General features: G+C 70.8%; 24 protein-coding genes. 19 read left to right on the top strand and 5 right to left on the bottom strand.

The annotated features are described in order from the left end of the window. Window positions 1-63: 63 nt before the first annotated feature. The 10 genes from AB0M93_RS29560 (at window position 64) to AB0M93_RS29605 (ending at window position 10,434) form a co-directional block, all read left to right on the top strand. The gene (locus AB0M93_RS29560) at window positions 64-783 is read left to right on the top strand and encodes a UDP-N-acetylglucosamine acyltransferase (protein WP_364278949.1); all 720 of its coding nucleotides are present in this window, start codon (window positions 64-66) and stop codon (window positions 781-783) included. A 9-nt stretch (window positions 784-792) separates the two neighbouring features. Next, window positions 793-1,038 (top strand): acyl carrier protein, encoded by a 246-nt coding sequence (locus tag AB0M93_RS29565; protein WP_003096467.1) that lies wholly within the window; start codon window positions 793-795, stop codon window positions 1,036-1,038. Next, a complete protein-coding gene (locus tag AB0M93_RS29570; protein WP_364278952.1) occupies window positions 1,031-1,759 on the top strand; it encodes a glucose 1-dehydrogenase in 729 nt (242 codons plus the stop codon). Before AB0M93_RS29565 ends, AB0M93_RS29570 begins: the two co-directional genes overlap by 8 nt. Beyond that, window positions 1,756-3,150, top strand: a complete 1,395-nt coding sequence (locus AB0M93_RS29575) for an AMP-binding protein (protein WP_364278954.1) — start codon at window positions 1,756-1,758, stop codon at window positions 3,148-3,150. The genes AB0M93_RS29570 and AB0M93_RS29575 overlap by 4 nt, the downstream gene beginning before the upstream one ends. Further along, window positions 3,147-4,199 (top strand): acyl-protein synthetase, encoded by a 1,053-nt coding sequence (locus AB0M93_RS29580; protein ID WP_364278957.1) that lies wholly within the window; start codon window positions 3,147-3,149, stop codon window positions 4,197-4,199. Before AB0M93_RS29575 ends, AB0M93_RS29580 begins: the two co-directional genes overlap by 4 nt. Further along, a complete protein-coding gene (locus AB0M93_RS29585; protein WP_364278959.1) occupies window positions 4,196-5,440 on the top strand; it encodes an acyl-CoA reductase in 1,245 nt (414 codons plus the stop codon). The genes AB0M93_RS29580 and AB0M93_RS29585 overlap by 4 nt, the downstream gene beginning before the upstream one ends. 11 nt (window positions 5,441-5,451) lie before the next feature. Next, window positions 5,452-6,420, top strand: coding sequence for a lysylphosphatidylglycerol synthase transmembrane domain-containing protein (locus AB0M93_RS29590; RefSeq protein WP_364278962.1), 969 nt, complete (start codon window positions 5,452-5,454; stop codon window positions 6,418-6,420). 169 nt (window positions 6,421-6,589) lie between these two features. Further along, window positions 6,590-8,260 (top strand): hypothetical protein, encoded by a 1,671-nt coding sequence (locus AB0M93_RS29595; protein ID WP_364278965.1) that lies wholly within the window; start codon window positions 6,590-6,592, stop codon window positions 8,258-8,260. After that, complete coding sequence (locus AB0M93_RS29600; RefSeq protein WP_364278968.1) at window positions 8,257-9,696, top strand: hypothetical protein; 1,440 nt, start codon at window positions 8,257-8,259, stop codon at window positions 9,694-9,696. Before AB0M93_RS29595 ends, AB0M93_RS29600 begins: the two co-directional genes overlap by 4 nt. A 9-nt stretch (window positions 9,697-9,705) precedes the next feature. Then, window positions 9,706-10,434 carry a lysophospholipid acyltransferase family protein gene (locus AB0M93_RS29605; protein ID WP_364278971.1) on the top strand — a complete coding sequence of 243 codons (729 nt, stop codon included), beginning with the start codon at window positions 9,706-9,708 and terminating at the stop codon, window positions 10,432-10,434. Window positions 10,435-10,450: 16 nt separating this feature from the next. Here AB0M93_RS29605 and AB0M93_RS29610 read toward each other — a convergent pair whose 3' ends face one another. Continuing rightward, complete coding sequence (locus AB0M93_RS29610; RefSeq protein WP_364279544.1) at window positions 10,451-11,251, bottom strand: HAD family hydrolase; 801 nt, start codon at window positions 11,249-11,251, stop codon at window positions 10,451-10,453. A 96-nt stretch (window positions 11,252-11,347) separates the two neighbouring features. Between AB0M93_RS29610 and AB0M93_RS29615 the strand changes: the two genes are divergently transcribed. Continuing rightward, window positions 11,348-12,229 (top strand): LLM class flavin-dependent oxidoreductase, encoded by an 882-nt coding sequence (locus AB0M93_RS29615; RefSeq protein WP_364278974.1) that lies wholly within the window; start codon window positions 11,348-11,350, stop codon window positions 12,227-12,229. A 139-nt stretch (window positions 12,230-12,368) separates the two neighbouring features. Here AB0M93_RS29615 and AB0M93_RS29620 read toward each other — a convergent pair whose 3' ends face one another. Next, window positions 12,369-14,378: a DUF6541 family protein gene (locus AB0M93_RS29620; RefSeq protein WP_364278976.1), complete on the bottom strand. Its 2,010-nt coding sequence runs from the start codon at window positions 14,376-14,378 to the stop codon at window positions 12,369-12,371. Between the two features lie 79 nt (window positions 14,379-14,457). On the opposite strand from AB0M93_RS29620, the gene glf reads away from it, so the two are divergent. The 6 genes from glf (at window position 14,458) to AB0M93_RS29650 (ending at window position 20,154) form a co-directional block, all read left to right on the top strand. Next, complete coding sequence (gene glf, locus AB0M93_RS29625; protein WP_364278979.1) at window positions 14,458-15,681, top strand: UDP-galactopyranose mutase; 1,224 nt, start codon at window positions 14,458-14,460, stop codon at window positions 15,679-15,681. Beyond that, the gene (locus AB0M93_RS29630) at window positions 15,674-16,192 is read left to right on the top strand and encodes a phosphatase PAP2 family protein (protein WP_364278982.1); all 519 of its coding nucleotides are present in this window, start codon (window positions 15,674-15,676) and stop codon (window positions 16,190-16,192) included. Before glf ends, AB0M93_RS29630 begins: the two co-directional genes overlap by 8 nt. Then, a complete protein-coding gene (locus AB0M93_RS29635) occupies window positions 16,189-17,148 on the top strand; it encodes a decaprenyl-phosphate phosphoribosyltransferase (RefSeq protein WP_364278985.1) in 960 nt (319 codons plus the stop codon). Before AB0M93_RS29630 ends, AB0M93_RS29635 begins: the two co-directional genes overlap by 4 nt. A 120-nt stretch (window positions 17,149-17,268) precedes the next feature. Next, on the top strand, window positions 17,269-17,967 hold the full coding sequence (locus tag AB0M93_RS29640; RefSeq protein ID WP_364278988.1) for a hypothetical protein: 699 nt from the start codon (window positions 17,269-17,271) through the stop codon (window positions 17,965-17,967). A 75-nt stretch (window positions 17,968-18,042) separates the two neighbouring features. Continuing rightward, window positions 18,043-19,560: a hypothetical protein gene (locus tag AB0M93_RS29645; RefSeq protein ID WP_364278990.1), complete on the top strand. Its 1,518-nt coding sequence runs from the start codon at window positions 18,043-18,045 to the stop codon at window positions 19,558-19,560. A 15-nt stretch (window positions 19,561-19,575) separates the two neighbouring features. After that, the gene (locus AB0M93_RS29650; RefSeq protein WP_364278992.1) at window positions 19,576-20,154 is read left to right on the top strand and encodes a hypothetical protein; all 579 of its coding nucleotides are present in this window, start codon (window positions 19,576-19,578) and stop codon (window positions 20,152-20,154) included. On the opposite strand, the gene AB0M93_RS29655 is transcribed toward AB0M93_RS29650, so the two are convergent. Next, window positions 20,155-20,910 (bottom strand): decaprenylphospho-beta-D-erythro-pentofuranosid-2-ulose 2-reductase, encoded by a 756-nt coding sequence (locus tag AB0M93_RS29655; protein ID WP_364278995.1) that lies wholly within the window; start codon window positions 20,908-20,910, stop codon window positions 20,155-20,157. Next, window positions 20,907-22,241, bottom strand: a complete 1,335-nt coding sequence (locus AB0M93_RS29660; protein ID WP_364279547.1) for an FAD-binding oxidoreductase — start codon at window positions 22,239-22,241, stop codon at window positions 20,907-20,909. Before AB0M93_RS29660 ends, AB0M93_RS29655 begins: the two co-directional genes overlap by 4 nt. A gap of 161 nt (window positions 22,242-22,402) precedes the next feature. On the opposite strand from AB0M93_RS29660, the gene AB0M93_RS29665 reads away from it, so the two are divergent. Next, on the top strand, window positions 22,403-22,939 hold the full coding sequence (locus tag AB0M93_RS29665; protein ID WP_364278997.1) for a GtrA family protein: 537 nt from the start codon (window positions 22,403-22,405) through the stop codon (window positions 22,937-22,939). An 8-nt stretch (window positions 22,940-22,947) separates the two neighbouring features. Continuing rightward, window positions 22,948-24,867 (top strand): glycosyltransferase, encoded by a 1,920-nt coding sequence (locus AB0M93_RS29670; protein WP_364279000.1) that lies wholly within the window; start codon window positions 22,948-22,950, stop codon window positions 24,865-24,867. A 51-nt stretch (window positions 24,868-24,918) separates the two neighbouring features. Here AB0M93_RS29670 and AB0M93_RS29675 read toward each other — a convergent pair whose 3' ends face one another. Further along, a complete protein-coding gene (locus AB0M93_RS29675) occupies window positions 24,919-25,164 on the bottom strand; it encodes a hypothetical protein (protein ID WP_364279003.1) in 246 nt (81 codons plus the stop codon). Window positions 25,165-25,234 lie beyond the last annotated feature (70 nt).

A 25,234-nucleotide genomic window follows, 5' to 3' on the forward strand; every position in this document is an offset into this window, starting at 1 on the left:
CCACACGTTACCGGGCGCGGTAGCACGCCCAGTACCCAGCCGCCGACGAACGGACGACCACCCGTGGCCAACCGCATCCACCCGACCGCCGTCCTCGGCGAAGGTGTCGAACTCGGCGAGGACAACATCATCGGGCCGTTCACGGTGATCGCCGGACCGGTCCGGATCGGCGACGGCAACTGGATCGGCCCGCACGTGACGATCGGCACGCCCGGCGAGGACCGCAGCCGTCCCCATCCTGCAGCCTGGGAAGACGCTCCCACCGGTGACCCCGATCACGACGGGCACGGTGTCGTCATCGGCAGCCGCAACCGGATCCGCGAGTACGTGAGTGTCCACCAAGGGACCTGGCGGACAACGACCGTCGGCAGCGACGGCTACTACCTCCGCAACAGCCACATCGCGCACGACTGCCTGGTCGGCGACGGCGTGACGATCGCCTCCAACGCCGTCACGGGTGGCCACTGCCACATCTGGGACGGCGCCAACCTCGGCATGGGCGCGATCCTGCACCAGAAGGTCGTGATCGGCCCCGGCGCGATGATCGGGATGGGCTCGGCGGTGCGGCGCGAGATCGGCGCGTTCACCATCGCCGTCGGCAACCCGGCCCGCGTCACCGGCGTCAACGTGGTGGGGCTGTCCCGCCGCGGTCTCGACGAGGAGACGATCGAGGCCCTCGGGCCGTGGCTGAAGGGCAAGGAAGGTCTCCCGGACGTCACGCTGCCCGGTGACCTCTCTACCTTGGTAAAGGCGTGGGACGCCCGCCCGCGCGAAGAGCACTAGGAGTCACGCATGTCCGAAGTCGCCCCCAAGCTGCGCGAGGTCTTCGTCGAGGCGCTGGACCTCGACGGCGGTGTGGACGTCGAGAACCTGAAGTACCGCGACATCGAGGCGTGGGACTCGGTCGGCCACATGGCGCTGGTCGCGGCCATCGAGGACGAGTTCGACGTCGAGTTCGACACCGACCAGGTCATCGACATGTCGAGCTTCAAGGTCGCCGTGGACATGGTCACCGAGCTCCAGTCGAAGAATGACTGATCTTTCCGGTCGCGTCGCGCTCGTCACCGGCGGGACGCGGGGCATCGGCCTGGCCACCGCCCGCGCGCTCGCCGAGGCGGGCGCGACGGTGGTGCTGACCGGCCGTGACGAGGCTCGCGCCAAGGAGGCGGCTGCCTCGGTGGGCGCCTCCGGGCTCGCACTGGACGTCACCGACGCGAAAGCGGTGTCTTCGCTGGTCAGGGGCGTCGCCAAGGAGCACGGCAAGCTGGACATCGTTGTCGCGAACGCCGGGATCATGGAGGACGCGCTCCTCGGGATGATCAAAGAGGAGCTCGTCGACACGACGCTGAGCACGAACGTCGCCGGCACGCTGCACACCGTCCAGGCCGCGGCCCGGGCGATGATGCGGAAGAAGTCCGGCGCGATCGTGGTCCTCGCCTCCATCGTCGGCGAGTACGGAAGCGCTGGTCAGACGGTGTACGCCGCGTCCAAGGCCGCGGTGGCGAACATCGCGCGGTCGGCGGCGAAGGAGCTCGGCCGGTCCGGCATCCGCGTCAACGCGGTCGCGCCGGGCGTCATCGAGACCGACCTCACCGCGGGCCTGTCCGAGGACGCGAAAGAAGAAAACGCGGGCAAGACGCCGCTGGGGCGGCTGGGCCGGCCCGAAGAAGTGGCGAACGCGATCCGGTTCCTGGTGAGCGACGATGCGTCGTTCATCACCGGCCAGGTGCTGGGGATCGACGGAGGCTTGGTGCTGTGACGCTGTTGGGTGCGGGAGCCCGGCTGGTCGATGTGGCCGGGGGCCGCACGCTGGCGGGCGCGGAACTGTCGGCCGAGGCCGGCCGCGCGATGGAGGCGATGGCGGCGCTGCCCGCCGGCGTCGTCTTCGCGCGGATGGCGGTCGACCTGCCGAGCGTGCTGACCTACCTGGGCGCGTTCGAGTCCGGGCGGGCGATCGCGCTGATCGACCCGGCGCTCGACGCCGACGTGCTGGCCGGGCTGGTCACGCGGTTCCGCCCGGCGGCCGTGCTGTCGGCTTCGGGTGACGCGCCCGACGGGTATTCGGCGCGGGGCGCCGACTGGGTCCGCGACGCCGCCGACGGTGTCGTCCCGCACCCCGACCTCGCCGTCCTGCTGCCGACCAGCGGGTCCACCGGCAACCCGAAGCTCGTCCGGCTTTCGCGGCAGGCGATCCTGGCCAACGCCGACGCCATCGCGCAGGTGCTGCACATCGACGCCGACGAGGTCGCGCCCACGTGCCTGCCGCTGCACTACAGCTACGGCCTTTCGGTGCTGAACTCGCACCTGGTGCGGGACGCGACCGTCGTGATCGAGCCGTCCGGCGTGCTCGGCCGCGGCTTCTGGGACGCGGTGAACACCTACGGCGTCACGTCGCTCTCGGGCGTCCCGTACCACTACGAAATGCTGCGGCGGCTCAAGTTCGACCCCGCGAAGTACCCGACGCTGCGCACCTTGACGCAGGCCGGCGGGAAGCTGCGCGACGAGCTGATCGCCGAGTTCAACGACAAGATGCTCGCCGTCGGCGGCCGGATGTACGTCATGTACGGCCAGACCGAGGCCGCGCCGCGGATGACGACGGTGCCCGCCGAGCGGCTGGCCGAAAAGCTCGGTTCCGCCGGGCCGGCGCTGCCGGGCGGCAGGTTTTCGGTCCGTCGCGACGACGGTTCGGAGACCACGCACCCGAAAATTGTCGGTGAGGTCGTCTACCGTGGGCCCAACGTGATGATGGGCTACGCGGACGACGAGTCCGGCCTGGCCAAGGGTGACGAATTCGGCGGCGTGCTGGCCACCGGTGACCTCGGGTACCTCGACGAAGAGGGGTACCTGTTCATCACCGGGCGCCTCAAGCGCATCGGCAAGGTGTTCGGCAACCGCGTCAGCCTCGACGATCTCGAGCAGGCCGTGCGCACGGCGGCGGTCGGGATCGACGTGGTGGCGGCGGTCCCCGCCGGCGACAAGGTCGTGCTGTTCGCCGAGGGCGCCGACAAGGACATCTGCAAGGACGCGTCGCGGGCGCTGTCCGAGCGGTTGCACCTGCACGTCAGCGGGTTCGACGTCCGCCCGATCGACACCGTGCCGCTGCTGGCCAGCGGCAAGATCGACTACCGGTCATTGGAGGCGAAGGTATGAGCGTGTTCACTCGGTCGCAGGCCGACCGGGAGGCCCTGCTGCTGCCCGAGCTGGCCTCGTTGACGGCCCACCACAGGGCGAACTCCGAGGGTTACGACCGGATCCTGTCGTCGCTGGGGATCGCGTCCGACGCTTCGTTCGCCACGATCGCGGATCTGCCCTGGCTGCCGGTGCGGATGTTCAAGACGCACGACCTCAAGTCGGTCCCGGACAGCGAGGTGTTCAAGACGCTGACGTCGTCGGGCACCACCGGCGCCGGCGCGTCCCGCATCTACCTGGACAAGGAGTCGGCGGGCGCGCAGACCAAGCAGCTGGGCGCGACGCTGCAGGAGGTGCTCGGCGGCGAGCGGCTGCCGATGCTGATGGTCGACACGATCGGCATCATCAAGAACCGCCGGTCGTTCTCCGCGCGCGGCGCGGGCGTGCTCGGCATGGCGAACTTCGGCCGCAAGCACACGTACGTGCTCGACGAGAACGACAAGCCGGACGTCGAGGCGGTCAAGAAGTTCCTGGCCGAGTACGGCGACAAGCCGTTCCTGATCTTCGGCTTCACGTTCATGGTGTGGCTGTACCTGTACGAGGTCGCACGGGACCACGGGTTGGATCTCTCGAACGGCATCCTCATCCACTCCGGTGGCTGGAAGAAGCTGATCGACCGCGCGGTGGACAACACCGAGTTCCGGCGGCGGTTCAAAGAGGACACCGGGCTCACCCGGATCCACAACTACTACGGGATGATCGAGCAGATCGGCACGGTGTTCCTCGAAGGACCGTCCGGGAACTCGCTGTACTGCCCGGACTTCGCCGACGTCGTGATCCGGAACCCGGAGACGTGGGAAGAGCAGCCGGTCGGGGAGCCGGGCGTGATCGAGGTCGTCTCGACGCTGCCGACGTCGTACCCGGGGCACGTGCTGCTGACCGAAGACCTCGGCGTCTACAACGGCATCGACGACGGCGACTGGCCGGGCAAGCACTTCTCCGTGCTCGGCCGGCTGCCGAAGGCCGAGGCCCGCGGGTGCTCGGACACGTTCTCGGGAGCGGCGGCGTGACTTCCCTGACCCAGCGTTTCCCTCTGTCGGATGCGGTTTCGGTAGACGACCTGGTCGATCAGCTGCGCGCCGAGCCGCCGGGCGGCCGGCTGCGCGTCGGCGACCCGCGGATCGTCGAGTTCGTCACGAAGTTCGCGCGCAAGCTGCTGGCCCCGGCCACCGCGCGCCGGTTCCCGGAACTGGCGTCGCTCGGCTTCTTCCTGCGCAAGGGTGAAATCGCCAAGGCGCTGTCCACTCTGGACACCTCCGGCAACGCGCTGCGGTTCCCGCGCGGGCTGGTGTTCCACGTGCCGCCGGCGAACGTCGACACGATCTTCGTCTACTCCTGGGCGCTGTCCGCGCTGGCGGGCAACCACAACGTCGTGCGGGTCTCGTCGCGCTCGGCCGGGGCCGCCGAGGCGGTGCTGGAGGCGCTGAACGCCGCACTGTCCGAAGTGGACGCCGACACGGCGGCCGCCATCACGGCCACCCAGCGGATGGTGACCTACGACCGCAGCGACGAGGTGAGCGGCGCCCTGTCGCTGGCCGCCGACCTGCGCGTCATCTGGGGCGGCGACGGCTCGGTCGCGGCCCTGCGCAAGTACCCGCTCGCCCCGCACGCGCGTGACCTGACGTTCCCGGACCGCTCGTCCTTCGCCGTCGCGTCCGTCGCGGGCTGGCAGGCGGCCTCGGAAGCCGAGCGCCGCGCGGCCGCCGAGGGCTTCTACAACGACTCGTACTGGTTCGACCAGGCCGCCTGCTCGTCACCGCGCGCGGTGTTCTGGGTCGGCGACGAATCCGGCGCCCGGGCCGCGGGGAGCGAGTTCCGCACCCTGCTGGCCGAGGTGCTGGCGGCGAAGCAGCACGTCACCGAGCCCGCGATGGCCGTCCAGAAGCGCGTCTCGGCGTACGGCGCGGCGGTCGACGGCCTGGTCAAGGAGATCGCGTTCCAGGGCAACGGCCTGGCGACGCTCGAGCTGACCGACCCGGCGGTGCTGCCGCGCGAGTGGCTCGGCGCGGGCACGTTCGCCAACGCGCGGGTGGCCTCGCTGGCCGACCTGGTGCCGATCGTCCTGCGCAAGGACCAGACGGTCAGCCAGTTCGGCTTCACCACCGAGGAGCTCACGGCGTTCGCGCACGAGCTGGCGGGCCGGGGCGTCGACCGGATCGTGCCGTTCGGCTCCGCCCTGACCTTCTCCGCGGTGTGGGACGGCTACGATCTGCTCTCCGAGTTCAGCCGCCTGGTCACGGTCCAGGTCTGAGGAGAGCGTCGATGACGACCGTTGAGGACCTGCCGGCGGCCGGCAAGCAGCCGAAGTCCACCCGGGCGAAGATCCTCGACGTCGTCCGGTGGGTCGCGATCCTGCTGGTCATCGGCTTCGCGGCGAAGCAGCTGGCGGCCAACTGGGGCGAGTTCTGGCACACCCTGCGTGACGTCGCCTGGGAGTCGTCGCTGCTGAGCCTGGTGGCCCTGGTCGCGGCGATCCTGGTGTCCACCTGGGGCTGGCAGATGATGGTCGACGACCTCGGCGAGCCGATCGGCTACGCCCGCGGCGCGCAGATCTGCCTGGTCGGCTCGCTCGGCAAGTACGTGCCGGGCTCGGTCTGGGCGTACCTGCTGCAGATGGAGCTCGGCCGCAAGGCGGGCCTGGCCCGCGCCCGCATCTTCACCGGCTCCCTGATCCAGCTCGGCGTGGGCGTGGTGTCGGCGCTGGTGGTGTCGCTCCTGGCCGCGCCGGCGGTGTTCAGCAACAGCCCGCGTGCGCTGTGGCTGTTCGTGCTCATCCCGCTCGGCCTGGCGATGCTGCACCCGAAGATCCTGACCTGGGGCACGTCCCTGGTGCTGCGGATCCTCCGCCGCCCGCCGCTGGCGCACCCGCTGGGCTGGGCGGTGATCGGCAAGGTGTTCGCCTCCTCGACGGCGGCGTGGTGCCTGCAGGGCGTCCACCTGTGGCTCCTGGCCAACTCGGTCGGCACCCCGGGCATCGGCGGCTTCGTGCTGTGCGTGGGCGCGATGGCGGTGGCGATGACGGTGGGCACGTTCGCGTTCATCCTCCCCAGTGGCGTCGGCGTCCGCGAGGTGGCCCAGGTGGCCGTCCTGACGGCGAGCGGCCTGACGATCGGCCAGGCCACGGCGTTCGCGGTGGCCTCACGGGTGATGTTCACGGTGGCGGACCTGCTGACCGCGGGCCTGGCGGCCGTGGCGGCCCGTTCCGCCCGCCCGGCGGTCACCGCCGCCTGACGCGGTTGCCCACCGGTTGTCCTCAGGGCTTGCGCGCATGTGGACAACACCCGATCGGGTGCGGTACCCCTTTCCGGGCAAGCGGCCACCCCACGGGAAACGCCCCGCCGTCGCTGGTCGATAACCTGACGTGGGCGGGTCAGGTGCGGTGCCGACGTGAGGGGTCCGGGTGGTCTACGCGGTCGTGGTGGCCTGGGTCGTCGTCGCCGCGACTGTGGTGCTCACTTGGAGCCGCCTCGACACCGACCGCGGCTGGCGCGGCTTCGTCTTCACCCTCACGCTCGGCCTGTCGCTGCTCCACCAGCTGTTGTTCGCGACCGTCACCGAGGACGCGCTCGTCACGTTCCGCTATGCGCAGAACATCGCCGACGGCAACGGCCCGGTGTTCAACCCCGGCGAACGCGTCGAGGGCTACACGAACTTCCTGTGGCTGGTGCTGATCGCGCTCCCGCGGGCCGCGTTCGGCGCCGACGTGCGCACGACGGCGATCTTCTTCGGCGTGCTGGCCGCGCTCGGCTGCGTGCTCGTGTCCTGCTTCCTGGTCAACCGGATCGTCGCCGCGGCCACCCCGGACGGCGCCGCGCCACGGCCTGCGATCGGGGTGGCCGCCGCGGTGCTCACCGCGAGCGCCGGCGGCCTCGCCGTCTACGGGGCGTCGGGGTCCGAGGTGCCGCTGTTCGTGCTGCTCGTCCTCGCCGTCGGCTACTCGCTCGCCGCGCGCCGCCCGGTGGTCGCCGGGGTGCTCGTCGCCTTCGCCGTCATGACCAGCCCGGAGGGCCTGGTGGTCGCCGTGCTGGCCGGGCTGTGGCTGGCCGGTGCCGCGCTGAAGCAGAAGCACACCTGGTGGGCGCCGGCCGGGTTCGTGCTCGGTGCGCTGGTGTTCCTGATCCCCCGGCTGGCCTGGCGCGCGACGTTCTACCAGCACTTCCTCCCCGCGCCGCTGGCCGCGAAGCTGGGCGCCCCGCTCGGCTCGCAGGTCGCCGCCGGCTGGCCGTACCTGTCCGGGTTCGCGCTGGCGCACCAGGGTTTCCTGCTGCTCGGCCTGGTCGCCGCCGTCGCGCTGCTGCTGCGCCGGACCGAAGCCCCGGCTGTCCCGGCCACCGAGGCCCGCGCCCTGATCTGGCTGCTGTTCGCGATGGCCGTCGGCCTCGCCGCCGCGGCGGTGCTGATCGGCGGCGACCCCGGACCCTCGTGGCGGCTGCTGGCCCCGCTGCCGCCGCTGTTCGCCGTCGCGGCTCTCGCGACCTACGGCGTGCTGACCGTGGACGTCGCCGGGAAGCCGTCGCCGCGGCCGAAGCCGTGGCCCGCGGGGACGCGCCTGGTCCCGGTGGCCGCCTGCGGGCTCGCCGGGATCGCGGTGCTCGTCTCGGTGTTCAGCCCCGAGATGCTCGACCGCGTGCGTGACTGGCGGGCGCACGGCACCGAGCTCGCCGAGATCGGCGGCTGGCTCGGCGACTACCTGCCGCCCGGGTCGGTGGTCAGCGGCGCCGCGCCCGGCGCTCTCGCCGCCCACGGCGGGCAGCTGCTCATCGTCGACGTCTTCGGCCGCACCGACGACCACATCGCCCGCGACGGCCGGCACGACGGCGGCGTCGCGACCGACTACGACTACGTGGTCAACGGCCGCCGCCCGGCCGTCGCCGTGCCGGACGCCGGCTACGGCGACCGCCAGCACTGCGCGATCGACCCGGTGTACGCGGGCAAGTACCAGGTCGCGACCTTCCGCCGCCTCGGCACGCCCTACTGGGTCTCGGTCTACCCGCGCGCGGAGGAGGCGAAGTCCCTGGTCGCCGACCTCGACAAGGGCCCGGACTTCCGCTACGTACCCTGTCCTTCGTGAAGCTCGAGGCCCCGCGGCGGCACCTGGGCGCGGAAGCCCGGCTCGGGATCGGGGTGTTCGGCGCGTCGCTCGCGCTGTTCGTGGTGCGGTTCCTGGTGCCGCGGCCGATCGCGATGTCGAACAACGGCGATGGCGCCCGCGTGCTGTGCGGCGCGGGGATCACCTGGCACAGCGGCCCCGAGGCGTTCATCCACCTCACCTACACCGCCGCCCCGGGCGCGGCCCCGTGCCGGCCGACGTACCTGCTCACCCAGAGCTGGTTGGCGGACCTGGCCGTCCGGATCGGCCGGCTGATCGGCCTCCACACCACGCTCAGCCTGGTCGTGCTGGGCCTGCTGAGCAGTGTCATCGCCGCGGCCGCCGTCACCGCGATCGTGCTCGGCCTGCCCCACGCGCGCCGGGTCCGGCTGGCCGTGGCGGCCGGGCTGCTGCTGGTCGTCGCGGACTCGGCGTTCTTCGGCTACTTCGCCGCGATCCTCGGCGAAGGCGCGGCCTTCCTCGGCCTGCTGCTCGCCACCGGCGGCCTGTTGCTGACCGCGCGCGAGGGCCGGTGGAGCCACGCGGGCATGGCTGTGACGTTCGTCGGCGGTGTCCTGGCGGTCAACGCCAAGGTCCAGACGTTGACCATCCTGCCGATCCTCGCGGTGGCGATCCTGCTGGTCCGGCCCGGCGGGCTGCGGGGCGTGCGGCGGTGGGCGTCGGCGGCGCTGGTCATCGGCGCGATCGGCGCTGTCACGCTCTACGCGCAGCAGAGCGTCGAGCCCGCACGGGCGCCCGACGGCACCCTCGCCGCGCGGCCCGGCGACGACTCGCGCGAGATCAACGTCTTCAACTCGATCTTCCTGAACATCGTCGACGGGCGGCACGACACCCAGGCCGACCTGGCCGAACTCGGGCTGCCGCCGTCGTTCGCGCAGTACGCGGGCAACGGCTGGTGGCACCCGCACCCGGCGACGATGGACCCGCTGTACCCGCGGTACCGCGACAAGATCAGCCGCCGGAACGTCGTGACGTTCTTCGCAACGCACCCCGGCCGGACCCTCGAGGTGCTCGACCGCGCCGCGACCGACCAGCTCACCGCGCGCCCGGACTACCTCGGCAGCTTCGGCCAGAGCGCCGGGTTCCCGCCGCACGCCCAGGAGTACCGGGTGCCGGTGGTGTCGTGGCTGACCGGCCTGATCGCCCCGCTCGGGCTGTTCGCGCTGGTCCCGATCTGGCTGTTCGTGCTGGTCAGGACGTGGTCGCGGCGCCGGACCGCGCTGGGGATCGTGCTGGGGTTCCTGTTCGCCGTTTCGGTGACGCAGTTCGGGACGGCGGCGCTGGGCGACGGCATCGAGGGCATCAAGCACCAGTCCGTCGCGCTGTTCACGATCCTGCTCGCCCTCGTTTTGTGTTCTTCCCCGCTGAACCGCCGTTCCGAACCTACGGTCCCGTAACCTTGCCGGATGGCTGACCTGGTTTACCCGCCCGTGATCGCGGCGGCCCGGACGATGTTCCGGGTACTCGACAACCGCATCCGGATCGAGGGCGCGGAGCACATCCCGCGCCACGGCGGCGCGGTCATCGCGTGCAACCACATCAGCTACCTGGACTTCATCTTCTGCGGGCTCGGCGCGCGCCCGGCCAAGCGGCTGACGCGGTTCATGGCGAAGAAGGAGATCTTCGACAACCGGATCGCCGGGCCGCTGATGCGCGGGATGCACCACATCTCCGTCGACCGCTCCGCCGGGCTGGGCTCCTACCGTGAGGCGCTCGGGAAGCTGCAGGCCGGCGAGGTCGTGGGCGTCTTCCCCGAGGCCACCATCAGCCAGTCGTTCACCGTCAAGGAGATCAAGTCCGGCGCCGTCCGGATGGCCGCGGCGGCCGGCGTCCCGGTGGTGCCGATGGCGCTGTGGGGCACCCAGCGGCTCTGGACGAAGGGCCGCCCGAAGGACCTGACCCGCCGGCACGTGCCGATCTCGATCCTCGTCGGCGAGCCGATGCACCCGGCGAAGGGCGACGACTGGGACGTCGTCACGAAGGAGCTGCGCACCCGGATGAGCGCGCTGCTCGACCGCGCCCAGGCCGATTACCCCGACCAGCCCGCCTCCGACGAGGAACGCTGGTGGCTGCCCGCGCACCTGGGCGGCACGGCGCCGACCCCGGCCGAAGCGGCCGAGCTCGACCGCCGCTAGAACCGCCCTTAGAACGCTAGAACCAGCGCTCGAGGACCTGCGCGACGCCGTCCTCGCCGGCCGGCCCGGTGACCTCGTCGGCCACCGCCAGCAGCCGCGGGTGCGCGTTCTCCATCGCGACGCCGTGGCCCGCCCAGCGCAGCATCTCGACGTCGTTGGGCATGTCGCCGAACGCGATGGCCTGCTCGGAGCCGACGTCGAGCCGCTCGGCGACGTCGGCGAGGCCGGTCGCCTTCGTGATGCCGTGCGCGGACAGCTCGACCAGCCCGCCCGACGACGAGTACGTGACGTCGACCTCCCGGTCGAACAGCGCGTTCACCGCGTCCGCCATCTCCTGCGACGACATCCCGCGGTGGCTGACCAGGAGCTTGATCGCCGGGTGCCCGAGGACCTCGGCGCGCGGCCCGGTGCGGCCCTCGCCGTCGCCCCACGGGTTGTGGTAGTCCGGCTCGATCACGAAGTTGCGCATGTCGTGGTCGACCGCGCCGGTGCTGACGCGCTCGGTCGCCAGCCGGCAGCCGGGCAGCGCCTTGTCGAGCGCGTGCGCGATGTCGTGCAGCAGCGTCGGCTGGAGCAGGCCGTGGACCTCGATGATCTCTTCGCGGCCGCAGTCGTACAGGACAGCGCCGTTCGCGCACACGGCGTACCCGGTGAGCTCGAGCGGCTTCGCGATCGGGGCGATCCAGCGCGGCGGGCGCCCGCTGGCCAGCACGAACGGGACGCCGGCCTCGATCACCCGGCGGACCGTGGCGATGGTGCGGCCGGTCAGGGCTTCGGAGGGGCCGAGCAGGGTGCCGTCGACATCGGACGCGATCAACTGGGGTCTCTCCACCCCGCCATTGTCCCTGACTCGTTCGGGCGAAGCCTTCCCCGTCCGTGCGACTGTCGGTGGTAACCGATAGCGTCCGGACCTGTGCGAGTAGGCATCGTCATTCTTCCGGAAGATCGTTGGTGGGCCGCCGAGCCGAAGTGGCGCGCCGCCGAGGAGTACGGCTTCGACCACGCCTGGACCTACGACCACCTCGGCTGGCGCAACCTGGTCGACGGCCCGTGGTTCTCGGCGATCCCCACCCTGACCGCGGCGGCGACGGTGACCTCCCGCATCCGGCTCGGCACGTTCGTGGCGTCGCCGGTCGCCCGGCACCCGGTGCCGTTCATGCGGGAACTCATCACCCTCGACGACGTCTCGGACGGCCGGCTCGTCCTCGGCGTCGGCGCGGGCGTCGACCACCACCACTACGACGGCGCGGTGCTCGACGCCCCCGAGCTGACGCCGAAGCAGCGCGTCGACCGCTTCACCGAGTTCGTCGAGGCGCTCGACGGGCTGCTGATGACCGACAAGTTCGGCTTCGACGGCGAGTACTACCGGGCCCGCGAGGCCCGCAACCTGCCCGGCCCGGTCCAGCGGCCGCGGCTGCCGTTCGTCGTCGCGGCGAACGGCCCGCGCACGATGACCCTCGCCGCGCGCTTCGGCGCGGGCTGGGTCACGACGGGCAAGGGCGGCGCGACCGCCGACGAGTGGTGGGCCGGCATCAAGCAGCTCACCGAGGTCTTCGACCAGCGGCTGGACGCGGCGGGCCGCGACCGCGCGAGCATCCAGCGGCACCTCAGCCTGGACGCGTCCCCGGTGTTCTCGCTGAGCAGCGTGGAGGCGTTCCGCGACGCCGTCGGCCGGGCGAAGGAGCTCGGCTTCACCGACGTCATCTCGCACTGGCCGCGCTCGTCGTCGCCCTACGAGGGCCGCGAAGCCGTCCTGGAGCAGGTGGCGAGCGACGTCCTGCCGGAGCTGCGCTAGTCCGATCGAGTGACATCGGGGTGATCGGGAAACCGATTGCCGGTCCTCAGGCGTCGGTACTTTGCAGACGACCGAGATCACCCCGGGGGTGCGGGGGCCCTCGTGGCCGCGGCTGGGGCGCCGCGGCCACGAGGGCGTTCTACTTCACGATCCGGTAGATGACCGCACCCGGGTTCCGGTACACGACCTGCAGGAAGTCGTGCCCGTCCAGGTGCTGCAGCCCGCGTGCGATGGGCGTGTCCCGGCGGATGGTGCCGCTGCCGACCAGCACGTAGTGGATGTTCAGCCGGCGGACGGCCGCGCGCGCCTGCGGGTCGCTGTCGTAGTCGGCGAAGTGCTGGGCCAGGTAGAGCGCGTCGGGCGGGGCCACGCCGGCGTCGTAGTGGCCGGCCACCGGGTGCACGCCGGTCAGGGCGTACATCCAAGCCGTGCCGTCGAGCCGGTCGTTGAGCACCTTCTGGTCCGCGGGAATGCCGAGCGTGCCGAGGTGGTCCATCGCGTCGATCTCGTCCTGGCTGACCGGCGGGACCACCTCGCCGGGCAGGCCGTTGTAGTACAGCAGCGACACCGTCTTGGCGTTGGCCGCGCGGTAGAAGCCGCCGGTCAGCACGCCCATCGCGACGACCAGCAGCACCGCCGTCGCCAGCCCCACTCGGCCGGTCAGCCACGGCCGCGCGCGCACCCACGCGCGTCCGCTCGCGACCTTCGCCACCCACCGCTGGGCCTCGCTCATCCCGTGCGCGGCGAGCAGGCACAGCGGGATCGACGCCAGCGCCATCAGCCGGAACCGGTCGTTCCACCAGGGCCGCGACAGCGAGATGACCCACTCTTCGCCGCCGAAGCACGCGACGACCACGAACAGCGCGGACAGCCCGAGCGCCGAGAGCACCAGCCAGCGCATCCGCCGCAGCGCGGTCAGCGTCAGCACGCCGATGGCGAGGAACACCGTGAGCCAGATCTGCGGGACCGGCAGCACCTGCTTGAACGTCGCCAGCATGGCCAGGGCCTTCCACACCGGCATGTGCGAGCCCCAGGCGTGGTACGGGTACGAGCCGGACGTGAAGCCGATCGCGCCGAGGATCATCGGCGCGGCCAGCAGCCCGGCGGCGGCCATCACCGGCACCATCCGCAGGACGTCGCCGCCGACGACCCGCCAGGCGGCCCTGCCCTCCGGGACGCCGTCGACGCGGCGGCCGCGCACCGCCCGGTACCAGCGCTGCACCACCAGCGGGAAGGCGAACAGGATCGCCCCGAACAGCGCGCTCGAGTGGGCGGCGAGCAGGCCGGTCGCGCTCAGCGCCAGCACCGCGCCGGTGTCGATCCCCGGCCGCGCGAGGAACCGCTGCAGCGCGATCGCCGCCAGCGGCGTCAGCACGATGCCGAGGGCGAACGGCAGCAGCCCGCTCGACACCGACTCGTAGGCCCCCGTCGTCGCGCCCCCCGCGACGAGCGCGGCGCTGCCGGCGAACACCGCACGGCCGCCGAGCTGGCGCACCAGGGTGGCCATGGCCAGCGCGAACAGCCCGGCGACGGGCATGGTGATGGCGTTGAGCGTGACCGGGATCGACGTCCCGGACAGCTGGTAGACCAGGGCGCCGACCAGGTGGTAGGCGTTCGGGTAGAAGGAGCCGTCCGGGTACCAGTTGATGGTGCCCATGCCGGTCAGCGAGCCGTCGCCGGTCTCGGCGATGTAGCGGATGCCGTTCGCGTGGAACACGGTGTCCCAGCGCTGGAACACCGCGGTCGTCCCGCCGCGGCCGGACACCACCACGGCGATCGAGAGGGCCACGGCGATGCCGACGCACGCCCCGACGGCCAGGTGCGCCCGGCGCGTCCACGGCACGGCCGGCTCCTCGGCGCCCGGCGTGAGCCAGCCGCGCGCGATGGCGAGGCGGCGCAGGCCGTACAGCACGGCGGCGAGCACCAGGGTGCAGGCGGCGACGCTGAGCGAGCCGTACGGGATGTGCGCGATCGCCAGCCACGGGCCGGCCAGGCCGGTGATGGCGTAGCTGAGCAGCGGCGCGAGCCCGGCCAGGGCCCAGCCGCGCAGGCCGGCGGCCCACCCGACGACCCCGCCGGGGAGCGCCAGCACGGCCACGTAGGTGGCCACCGCGGCGAAGTAGCTCCAGAAGTCCTCGGGTGCAGGCACTGCTTTCCAGGTGTGTCGTAGGCCGAAATGTGATAGTCGGGTGCGGACCGGGTTACCGACCTGCGTACCCTCGACGCCCGTGAGCGCGCACACGAACCCCGCCAAGATTACTGAAGACGATTTCGCAGGTTACGACCTCGTCGTCGTCGGGTCCGGTTTCTTCGGCCTGACCGTCGCCGAACGGGCCGCGGCCGAGCTGGGCAAGAAGGTCCTCGTCCTCGAGCGGCGCAGCCACCTCGGCGGCAACGCGTACTCGGAGCCCGACCCGGAGACCGGGATCGAGGTGCACAAGTACGGGGCGCACCTGTTCCACACGTCGAACAAGCGCGTCTGGGAGTACGTGAACCGGTTCACCGAGTTCACCAACTACCAGCACCGGGTGTTCGCGCGGGTCAAGGACCAGGTCTACTCGTTCCCGATGAACCTGGGCCTGATCAACCAGTTCTTCGGCAAGTCGCACACCCCGGACGAGGCCCGCGAGCTCATCGCGAAGCAGTCGTCGGAGTTCGAGACGGCCAACGCGCAGAACCTCGAGGAGAAGGCGATCTCGCTGATCGGCCGTCCGCTCTACGAGGCGTTCATCAAGGGCTACACCGCGAAGCAGTGGGAGAACGACCCCAAGAACCTGGGCGAGAACATCATCACGCGCCTGCCGGTCCGCTACAACTTCGACAACCGGTACTTCAACGACACCTACGAGGGCCTGCCCGTCAACGGGTACACCGCGTGGCTCGAGAAGATGGCCGAGCACGAGAACATCGAGATCCGGCTGAACGTCGACTACTTCGACGTGCGCGAGCACATCCCGGCGGGCACCCCGACCGTCTACACCGGGCCGCTGGACCGCTACTTCGGCTACTCGGCGGGCCGGTTCACCTGGCGCACCGTCGACTTCGAGTCCGAGGTCGCCGAGACCGGCGACTTCCAGGGCACCTCGGTCGTCAACTACAACGACCAGGAAGTCCCGTACACCCGGATCATCGAGTTCCGCCACTTCCACCCGGAGCGGGACTACCCGAAGGACAAGACGGTCATCTTCCGGGAGTACTCGCGCTTCGCGGGCGAGAACGACGAGCCGTACTACCCGATCAACACCCCGGACAACCGCGAGAAGCTCGAGGCCTACCGCGAGCTGGCCAAGACCGAGGCCCGCGAGCGGAACGTGCTGTTCGGCGGCCGGCTGGGCACCTACAAGTACCTCGACATGCACATGGCCATCGGCTCGGCGCTGTCGGCGTTCGACAACAAGATCGCCCCGCACCTGACCGACGGCGCGCCGCTCGACGGGTCCCTCGATGCTTGAGAAGGGGAGCCCAGCGGGCGAGGTCGCGGTCCTGGCGAAGGCCCAGGGCTTTCTGAAGAGTGAAGCTTCGGTGAAGGCTGCGCGCGGCATGTCGCACTTCGGCGAGCACGCACTCGGCTGGTTCGGCCTGGGCCTCCTCGGTGCGGTCGTCGACAAGAAGCGGCGCAAGGACTGGCTGGTCGCTTCGGCCGGTGTGGTCGGTGCGCACGCGGCGTCGATCGCGGTGAAACGCGTGGTCAGGCGGCCGCGACCGGACCACCCGAGCGTCGAGGTCCTGGTGGGCACGCCGAGCAAGCTGAGCTTCCCGTCGTCGCACGCGACGTCCACGACAGCGGCGGCGGTGCTCTACTCCGGATTGACCGGGCGTAATCTGGTGCCCGCCCTGGTACCGCCGATGCTGGCCTCGAGGCTCGTGCTCGGCGTTCACTATCCGACAGACGTTCTGGCCGGTGCAGCTCTCGGGGGGCTCGTCGGTGGTCTGATACGACGGAAGCTGAAGAAGAACCCATGAGCGAAACGACCGAGCAGCGCAACAGCGACGAAACTGCCGTGACTGCGGAGGCTGTTGAGCCTACTGCGTCACGTGGGCCGTTCGGCCTGGTCGGCGGCGTCATCAAGACGGCGCGGCCGCGGCAGTGGGTGAAGAACGTCCTGGTCTTCGCGGCCCCGTTCTTCGCGTTCTCGAAGTCGACCGACCGCACCGGTCTCCTGATCGACGCGATCATCGCCTTCGTGGCCTTTTCGCTGACGGCGAGCTCGGTCTACCTGATCAACGACGCGATCGACGTCGAGGCCGACCGGGCCCACCCGACCAAGCGCAACCGGCCGATCGCGGCCGGCATCGTGCCGGTCCCCGTCGCGTACGGGGCCGCGGTCGTGTTCTTCCTGGCCGGCCTCGGCGTGTCCTTCCTGGCCAGCTGGCAGCTGGCGATCGTGCTGGCGGTCTACGAAGCCGTCCAGCTCGGCTACTGCTTCGGCCTCAAGCACCAGCCGGTGGTCGACCTGGCCATCGTCGGCTCGGGCTTCCTGATGCGGTCCATCGCGGGCGGTGTCGCGGGCAGCATCGCGCTGTCTCAGTGGTTCCTGCTGGTCACGGCGTTCGGCTCGCTGTTCATGGTGGCCGGCAAGCGCTACGCGGAGATCATGCTGTTCGAGCGCACGGGCGCGAAGATCCGCTCGTCGCTGAAGAAGTATTCGGCCAGCTACCTGCGGTTCGTCTGGGCGACGTCGGCGGCGATCCTGATCATGTCCTACTGCCTGTGGGCGTTCGAGATCCGCCAGACCGAGCACAACTCGGTGTGGGCGCTCATCTCGATGGTGCCGTTCGTGGTGGCGGTCCTGCGCTACGCGGTCGACGTCGACGGCGGCATCGCGGGCGAACCCGAGGAGATCGCGCTCAAGGACCGCATCCTGCAGGTGCTGGGCGCGACCTGGGTGGTCACGCTGTTCCTGTCGTTCTACCTGTGAAATCCGCCGCGGACTCATTGCGGATCGACAGGTTCGTTTCAGCTGGGACACAGCTGACGGTCGCACCCTGAGGTGGTGGGGGCGGGCACTGCGCCCGTCCCCGTGACCACAGGAGCGACCATGAACGACCAGCCGCGCGCGGAGAAGACCCCCGAGGGGGCCGACCAGCCGACCGTCGAACAGCCGGCACCGGCCGACCAGCCGACGGCGGTCCAGCCCACGGTTCCGCCGTCCGCGGCCCCGGCCGAGCCGGCTGCCGTCGGCCAGGGAGATCCCGGCACACCTGGCCCGGGCCAACCGGCCGCCCGCCAGGCAGATCACGCCGCGCCTGCCGCGGGAGCGGCCGCCGCGCAAGGCGCGGCCGAGCCCGCCGCGCCCGGCCAACCCGCCGACTCCGGTCAGGGGGATCCGGCGGCTCAAGTACCCCACGCCGCGCCTGCCGCGTCCGGCCAGACCGCCGTCCACGGCCAGCAACCGCCGCCCGTGCCGCCCACCCCGCAGCTTTCCCAGCCCGGCCCCGGCCAGTCCTACGCGTGGGGAGCGCCCGCTCCCCGGCAGCCCGGCGGGTTCCGCCGGTTCGTCGGCCACCGGGCCACTCAGCTCGTCGCCGTGGGCGTCCTCGGGCTGCTGGTCGGCGGCGGCATCGTCGGCGGGGTCGCGGCGGCCACCCACCACGGCCCCCGCGACGGCCGCCCGGGCATCCACCGCCAGCACGACGGCCCGAACGGCAACCAGGGCTTCAACGGCCGCGGACCCGGCTTCGGCGGCCGCGGCAACACCGGCTCCGGCGACGGCAACGGCTCCGGGGACGGCATCTGACCCCGGACTGTGGCCTGGGCTACCCGTACCTCGCTCAGATCACAGATTCATCACGGGCGAGGTACGGTGTCCGGGATGCGAAGCGCCTCCGCAGAACTCCCCAAAGCCGTCCGCGCGCTGCCGGCGGCCATCCCCGTCGCCCGGTCGCAGGCCCTGCCGATCGGCGCCGCGGCGGCCTCCGCGCTGATGTTCGCCCTGGTCAGCAGCCATCTCATCGATGACACGTACATCACGCTGTCCTACGCGAAGAACCTCGCCTTCCACGGCCACTGGGGTCTGATCGAACAGGGGACGGCGAACACCGCGACGTCCCCGCTGAACGTCCTGGCCCTCGGCGCGGTCACGTTCGTCGTGCGCGACGCCGTGCTCGCCGCCGGAGTCGTGTTCATCGCCGCGCAGGTGCTGCTCGTCCTGGGCCTGCGCCGCCTGGGCGAGCAACGGAGCTTGCCGCCGGCGTTCGCACCGCTGACGTTCGCGTTGCTGCTGGTCAACCCGCTGCTGCTGTCTTCGATCGGGCTGGAGGTGGCGCTCGGCGCCACCGGCGTGGTGTGGACGCTGGTCTACGCGGGGGAGCGCCATGCGGGCCGGCTGGGCGTCGTCATCGGCCTGCTGGCGCTGGTCCGGATCGACCTCCTGCTGATCGCCGCGGTGCTGTTCGCCGCCCGCCGCGAGTTCTGGGCCGGCATCTGGCGGACGGCCTTCGCGGCGCTCGCGGTGACGCTGCCCTGGTTCGCGTTCAGCTGGGTGGTGCTCGGCTCGGCCGTGCCGGACACGCTCGTCATCAAGATCAGCCAGCAGTCGTGGGGCCCGTTCAGCTTCACCAACGGCCCGCTGCTGTACTGGCGCAATTTCCCGGCCGCGGCGACGCTGTCGTTCCTGCCGCTGCTGCTCGCGGGCGTGGCCGGGGTGGCGTGGATCGTCCAGTTCCGCCGCGGTTCCGAGACGGGCCGCCGTCTGACGCCGTTCGCGGCGCTCGCCGTGGCGGGTGCCCTGCACTACCTCGCCTACAGCCGGCTGGGCGTACCGCCGTACCACTGGTACTACGCGCCGAGCATCATCGGCGCCACGATCTTCCTCGCGGCCTGCGCGTCAGCGGTGCCGGAGCGGGTCCGCCGCGGAACGTGGACGACGGCCGGCGCGGTGCTCGCGGCGAGCGTCGCGGTGTACGCGTTCCCGGGCCTCCCACGCCAGTTCGCGCCGATCACGAGCAACCACGCATCGACGACGGAGTACCGCGAAATAGGCCAGGAGCTGGCAGCGATCGCCCACGGCCGCAAGGTCGAGACGGCGGGCGAGGTCGGCGCACTGGCGTACGCGTGCGACTGCGAGCTGGTCGACGAGTTCTCCGACCGCGGCGCGGTCGACCCGGCGATAACCGAGACGAAGCGCCGCAGCGGCGACCTCGGCCGAGCGCTGCTGGAGGCGAACTTCCACAACTTCGACCACAGCGTGGCCCCGACCAGCCCGGACCTGGTCTTGGCGACAACCCGCCGCACCCCACCCCCGGCGGCGCTGGCGAGCTGGCGCATCGATTCGCCGTGGATGGGCAGCCAGAACCTGTACCTGATGCCGGCCCACGCCGCCGGAGGCTGAGTACGCTGGCCGGTGATGGGGGTCATCCGGCGGTTGCTGCGACACGAAGCTGTGCTCTTCTCGAGCATCGGGCTGCTGCTGAGCGGCCGCAAGGACGTCCCGCCCGATGGCGTGGCTCTGCCCTACGCCGGCCCGCAGCGGCCGATGATCGTGGTTTTCTTCGCCGTTGCGCTGGTCGAGACCGGTGCGTTCATGCTCGCCGACTTCGGCGAGCTCGGTGGGACGATCCTGCTGGTCGCGGAGATCTACACCGCCGCGTGGCTGCTCGGCTACCTGGCCACGACGATCACCCGGCCGCACACGCTGTCTCCCCGCGCGCTGCGGCTGCGGGTCGCGGCGATGTTCGACCTGCGCATACCGCGCACGCACGTCGAGAGCCTGACCCGGCGCAAGGAGACCCACCCGAGCGCGAGGACCCTCGTCTGGGGCGGCGAAGAGCTCGTGATGGCCCAGAACATGGAGACGAACATCGTCGCCGTCCTGCGTCGCCCCGTTGTCGCGACGCGGCCGCTGGGCCGGACCGAGACCGTACGCGTCGTGAAGTTCTTCGTCGAAGACCCGGCCCTCGCGGTCCGGGCCTTCGACGAAGCCTGATCAGATCGGCAGCTTGCGGAAGATCGGCCGCGGCACGTGCCGCAGTGCCGACATCACCAGGCGGAACTGCGCCGGGGCCCACACCAGCTCCTTGCCCGCACGAGCCGCGTTCACCGCGATCTCAGCGACCTGTGAAGCCGTCTGCGCCAGCGGGGCGTCCTTCAGGCCCTCGGTCATCTTCGTCTTGACGTGCCCGGGGCGGACGACCGTCACCTTCACCCCGGACGGCGCCAGCGCCTCGCCGAGGCCCAGGTAGAACCCGTCGAAGCCGGCCTTCGTCGAGCCGTAGACGAAGTTGGAGCGGCGGACGCGCTCGCCCGCCACCGACGACAGCGCGATCACCGTGCCGTGGCCCTGGGCCTTCAGCTTCTCCGACAGCGCGACGCCGACCGAGACCGCCGCCGTGTAGTTCACCGTTGCCAGCTCGACCGCCTTCGCGTGGTCCTGCCAGACCTCTTCCGGGTCGCCGAGCAGGCCGAACGCCACCACCGCCACGTCGATGTCGCCGCCCTCGAACGCCTTGTCCAGCACGGCCGGGTGCGAGGCCATGTCCGAAGCGTCGAAGTCCACCGTGGACACCTCGGCGCCGCGGTCCTTCAGGCGCTGCGCGGCCGCGTCGAGGCGGGGGGACGGGCGGGCGGCCAAGACCACCCGCAGCGGCTTCTCGGCCAGGTACTTCTCGGCGATCGCCAGCGCGATGTCGGACGTGCCGCCGAGCAGGAGCAGGGACTGGGGGTTGCCCACCGCGTCGATCACAGTTCGAGCCTCCGGCTCATGTCAGAGGCGAAAACGCCTTCGGGGTCAATGGACGCGCGCACCTTGCGCCACTCTTCGAGCCGCGGGTACATCTTCGCGAACGTCTCGGGCGAGGTGCGCGAGTCCTTCGCCGTGTACAGCCGGCCGCCCAGCTCCAGGACGTCTTCGTCGAGCTCCTGGCAGAACCGGCTCAGGCCGTCCTTGATCGGGAAGTCGACGCAGACCATCCAGCCCGGGTGCGGGAACGACAGCGGCGCCGCGTTGCCCTCGCCCATGCGCTTGAAGACGTTGAGGAAGGACACGTGCCCCGACTCGGCGATCTTCCGGACGATCTTCCGCAGCGGCTCGTGCGCGTTGAGCGGCGTCGAGAACTGGTACTGCAGGAAGCCCTTCGAGCCGTACGCGCGGTTCCACTCGCCGAACATGTCAAGCGGGTGGTAGAAGGCCGTCAGGTTCTGGATCACGCCGCGGGCGGCCTTCGGCGTCTTGCGGTAGTACAGCTCGCCGATGGCGCCGAACGTCAGCTTGTTGGCCAGGCCGTTCGGGAACACGTCCGGCAGGGTCGCCAGCTGCGGGGCGTCGAACTTCAGCGGGTTCGCCCGCAGCTTAGGCGGCAGCTCGTCCAGCTTGGCCAGCGAGCCGCGGCCGAAGGCGGCGCGGCCCAGCTTCGAGCCGGTGGAGATCGTGTCGAACCACGCCGACGAGTACGTGTAGTTGTCGTCGGAGCCGTTGCTGACCAGCTCCAGCGTCTCGTCGAGGTTGTTCGTGCGCTCGTTGTCCGCGATGAAGTACGCGGTCTCGGTCTTCGTCATCCGGATGGTCGCCCGGACGATGATGCCGGTCAGGCCGATGCCGGCCACGGTCGCCCAGAACAGCTCGGCGTCCGGGCCCTCCGGCGTCAGCGTGCGGATCTGGCCGTCGGCGGTGATCAGGTCCATCGACACGACGTGGTTGCCGAAGCTGCCCGCGCTGTGGTGGTTCTTGCCGTGGATGTCGTTGGCGATCGCGCCGCCGATGGTCACCTGGCGCGTGCCGGGCAGCACCGGGACCCACAGGCCGTACGGCAGCGCCTCGCGCATCAGCTGGTCCAGGCTCACGCCGGCGTCCACGACGACGAGCGCGCTGTCCGGGTCGATCGAGTGGATCCGGTTCAGCGGCGTCATGTCGACGACCAGGCCGCCGGCGTTCTGCGCCGGGTCGCCGTAGGACCGGCCGAGGCCGCGGGCGATCACGCCGCGTGCACCGGCCTGGGCCACGGCGCGGGCGATGGCCTCGACGTCCGGCGTGCTCAGGACGTCGGCGGTGGTCGGTGCGGTCCGCGCCCAGCCCATGAGCGTGCGACGCTGTGTATTGGGTGCTTGGGTCACTCGACCAGGGTAGCCACGCCGACCGACGCCCGGAACGTGACCCTGAAGTGCCCGCTTCTACACTTTGCGCATCAAGGCACAAGCGCCCGCGCGGGTGACCGTGACTCAGGTGACGAGGTAATGCAGTGGTGGCGACCGATCCGCAAGCCGAGGCAACGGCTGCTCAGTCCTCCCCGGGACTGCTGGGCCAGCTCATCCGCTTCGCCCTGATCGGGGGCTTCTGCGCCCTGGTCGACCTGGGCACCTACACGCTGCTGACCCAGGTGGCCGGGATGGCCACCTCACCGTGGGTCGACATCGCCCGCGCTATCTCTTTCATCGTGGGCACGACCACGGCGTTCTTCCTGAACCGGAAGTTCACCTTCGCCGGCGGGCGCCGCGACGGCAAGGCGCAGGTCGGCTCGTTCGTCCTGCTCTACACCGTGACGTTCTTCGTCGCGGTCGGGGTGAACCAGCTGATGCTGAACGTGCTGCCGGAGTCCGCCTGGCAGCACACCCTGTGCTGGGCCGTGTCGCAGGCCACCGCCACCGTGATCAATTTCGTGATGCTGAAGTGGGTCGTCTTCCGCGAGGCTCTGCCTTCTGGGGCCGAGCCCCAGACCCCGGCCGGGGGACGAGCCCCCCTGGACCCCCCAAAAGCGCCGTCGACTGAGGAGAACTGAGGAACCTGATGCCCGGTAAAACAGCCACCCCGGCGCCGACCACCGAAGCCGGCGCGGCCACCGAGACGCGGTTCACCGAGCACACTCCGCAGGGCCGCCTGACGGCGCAGCGCGGGCTCTACGCCGGCCCGGCGCCGATCGTCAGCAAGGACCTGTACGCCGAGCTCGAGTGGGGCGCGGCCGTGCGGGAACGTGCGTCGATCACGCTCGAGCCCGCCTCCAAGGTGTCGGGCAACACGTACTTCGGCCGGTTCCCGGCCAGCTACTGGCAGCGCTGGACGACGGTGACCGAGGTCTCGGTCGAGGCCGTCGTCACCGGTACCGGCCTGCTGTCGATGGGCGCTTCCGACGTCGAGGGCGAGCCCCGCGTGGTGGCCGCCGAGCAGGTCAAGGACGTCAAGCAGGCCAAGGTGACGCTGACCGGCAAGCTGGACAAGTTCTACGACGGCGGCGCGCTCTGGCTCGACCTCGAGACCGAGGGCGGCCAGACGCTGCGCGTCGAGCAGGTCCGCTGGACGGTCGAGGCGCCGGAGAAGATCCGCCCGACCGCGGTGACCATCTGCACGATGAACCGCGCCGACGACTGCCTGAAGAACCTGCAGGCCCTCGCCGCGGACGTCTCGTCGCTGGAGACGCTGGACGCGATCTACGTCGCCGACCAGGGCACCGACCTCGTCGAGTCCCGCGACGGCTTCGAGCAGGTCGCCAAGGACCTCGCCGACAAGCTGCACTACATCAAGCAGCCGAACCTCGGCGGCGCCGGCGGCTTCACCCGCGGCCTCTTCGAGGTGGCGGGGCACACCGCCACCGAGCACGCGAACGTCCTGTTCATGGACGACGACGTGCTGCTCGAGCCGGACCTGGTGATCCGGATGACGGCGTTCTCCAACCGCGCCGCCAACCCGATCATCGTCGGCGGCCAGATGCTGAACCTGTTCCACCCGAACCAGCTGCACGTCGGCGCCGAGTACGCCCGCCTCAACACGCTCGAGCCCGGTCAGCCGGTCGAGCACTCGCTGTCCACCGCCGACCTGCTCGGCGTGGACGAGGAGACGCTGAAGCCGAACCGCCAGGAGCGCCGTCTCGACGCCGGTTACAACGGCTGGTGGTCGTGCCTGATCCCCTACGAGGTCGTCCAGGCCACCGGCTACCCGCTGCCGTTCTTCTTCCAGTGGGACGACGCGGAGTACTCCTACCGGGCCCGCGCGCACGGCTTCCCGACCGTGACCCTGCCGGGTGCGGGCGTGTGGCACGCCGACTTCCACATGAAGGACTGGGACGAGTGGCACCGGTACTTCAACCTGCGCAACTCGATCATCACCGCGGCGCTGCACTCGCCGTTCAACCTCAACCTGCTCTCGCGGGTGCTGCTCGCCCAGCTGGTGCGCTACCTGCTCGGCATGCAGTACGGCCTGTCGGCGACGCTGATCAAGGCCGTCGAGGACTTCCTGAAGGGCCCCGAGATCCTGCGTGACGGCGGGGTCGAGGCGATGAAGGAGATCCGCCGCATCCGCGACGAGTACCCGGAGACCAAGCGCCACAAGGCGACCGACGTCCCGGGCATCGCGTCCAACGACATCGGCATCATCAACAGCGCGCCGCGGCCCAGCATGCAGCGCCTGGTGCTGATCAAGCGCGTCCTCGACCGGGTGCTCGGCCGCAGCCGCTTCGGGCTCGGCGCGGTGCCGATCGACGAGGCGAACTGGTGGCACATCGCGTTGTTCGACACCGCGGTCGTCACCGACGCGAGCCAGGAGGGCGTCCGCGTCCGGTCCTACGACCGGGTCAAGATGTTCGCGCTGGCCAAGCAGGGCGCGAAGGTCGTCCAGCGGCTGCGCAAGGAAGGCGCGGCGGTGCAGGAGCAGTACAAGCGCGCGATGCCGGAGCTCACCTCGCGTGAGAACTGGAAGCGCCTGTACAAGCTCTGAGGTGCTTCGCGAAGGCCGTCTCACGCACGTCGTGAGGCGGCCTTCGTCGTTTCACGCGTGCAGGCCGAAGACCTTGCTCTTGCGGTTGAGGTCGTCGATGTAGGCGGCGGCGACGTGGGCGAAGTTGACCGCGACGGCCGAGTCGTCCTTGGTGGTCACCGTTTCGACGGCCCCCGCCTTCACGAGCTGGGCGAGCCTGCCCGCCAGCTTGCCGGATTCCTCGGTGGTCAGCGCGAACAGCAGCGGTTCGCCGCCGGTCGCCAGGTGCAGCACGAGTGCGGGTTTCTGGTCAGCCATGCGTCCATCGGACCAGCGGCGATCTTGCCCCGGCAAGCAGGTTCGCTGAGGGCGGAGCTACGGTTTTCGC

Origin of the sequence: Amycolatopsis sp. NPDC051102 (assembly GCF_040682815.1) — a bacterium.
GTDB lineage: Bacteria > Actinomycetota > Actinomycetes > Mycobacteriales > Pseudonocardiaceae > Amycolatopsis.